This is a genomic window from Terrabacter sp. P5_B1, assembly GCF_056400505.1.
This window is the reverse complement of sequence record NZ_JBFULD010000552.1, coordinates 1-1,371: the sequence shown is the minus strand read 5'-3', so window position 1 is coordinate 1,371 and position 1,371 is coordinate 1. Positions and strand designations below refer to the sequence as shown.

At 72.0% G+C, this 1,371-nt stretch carries 1 pseudogene; it reads right to left on the bottom strand.

Annotated features, from left to right (window positions below):
* Positions 1 to 176: 176 nt before the first annotated feature.
* Positions 177 to 1,371, bottom strand: a pseudogene (locus AC1DP0_RS21900) (hypothetical protein); the annotation flags it as partial.

Genomic DNA, 1,371 nt, shown 5'->3' with positions numbered 1-1,371 from the left:
GGCCCTGCCCCCGCTGAGCCGCGTTGACACCTTCGGCGCCAAAGATACGGCGCAACCATCGCCTCGACACGGGCTTCCGAGAACTTGGTCGGACACACTCCCCGGGTGGCAGCGAGGATGGAGCGAGGGCGGTCCGTCACCGCTGCCGCCGACCGTCTCGAGGCGCTCCCGCTCGCTCAAGCGCCTCTCGATGACCCCGGACGCCGAAGGTCGGCCGTCCGGAGCTGGTGCAGCAGGATGGCCAGGCGGGGCTCGACTCGCAGCAGGCGCACTTTCGACCAGGTGTGCAGCAGTGCCGTGAGCAGGTCGATGGTCTCCCAGAGCAGCACGCGCCCCGGGGTGACCGGCGCATGGACGCGGTACTCGTCGAGGAAGAGGTCGCAGAACCCGTCGAGCAGCCCCAACCGCTCGGCGAGCAGGTCCGCCCGGTAGCCGTCGGGTGACGCGGCCAGTGCCGTGACACCGATGTCGCGCAGCTTGCCGCGGAACCGGCCCAGGTCGAGGCCGGGCTCGGCCATCGCCGCTCCGTCGAAGTCGATGAAGGCGAGGTGACCGCCGCCGAGGAGGACCTGGGCGGGCCTGAAGTCATGGTGGGCACAGACGACCGGGTCGGCGCCGGTCGCCCTGTCGAACGCCTCGAGCCGGGTGAGCAGGGGCTCTCCCGCCTGTCGCAGCCCGGGCACGGTCTGCGACAGGCGGTMGAGGACCTCGCGGGTCTCCGTGAGCTCGTCGGTCCAGTCGACCGCGCGGGTGTAGCGCGCGCCGCTGAGGTGAAGCGCGGCGAGCGCCGCGGCGGTACGTCGCAGCTCGGTTGCGAGGGTCTCGAGCAGAGGTGGATCCATCTGCTCGAAGGCCTGGCGGGCCAGCTCCTTGAGCGTCCGTTCCTCGGGCACCGGTCCTTGGAGGAGGACCCGTTCCTCCGGCAGGTAGCCGAGGGGCTCGGCGAGGCGCACGTGCTCCCCGCCGGCGAGGTCGGTGTGCCACAGAGCGGTCATGGCCTCGTGCGCGACCGCGCCCTTGTCGCCCTGGTGCGTCTTGGCGACCACCCGGATCGGAAGTCGATCCGAGGGCGGATCGAAGGTGAGGTCGTACACGATGGTGCAGCGGCTGCCCGGCTTGTACCGGACCACGTGCGGGGTGCTGGAGGCGACCGTGGCCTCGGGGTACGCACCTGCCCGGAGCATGCGTTCGATGATGCGTGCCGATGCCTCCGGCTCGGAGAGGGCGCCGAGGCTGGGCAGTCCAGGGTCCTCCTCCTCGGTGCGCAGGTGGAGGCGCAGGTCCGGCAGGAAGACCTCGTGCCCCGGCTCGCCGAACCCGACCGCGGACCCCGCCAGCGGCAAGGGCGGGGCGGGACGCGACGGCGGGTGG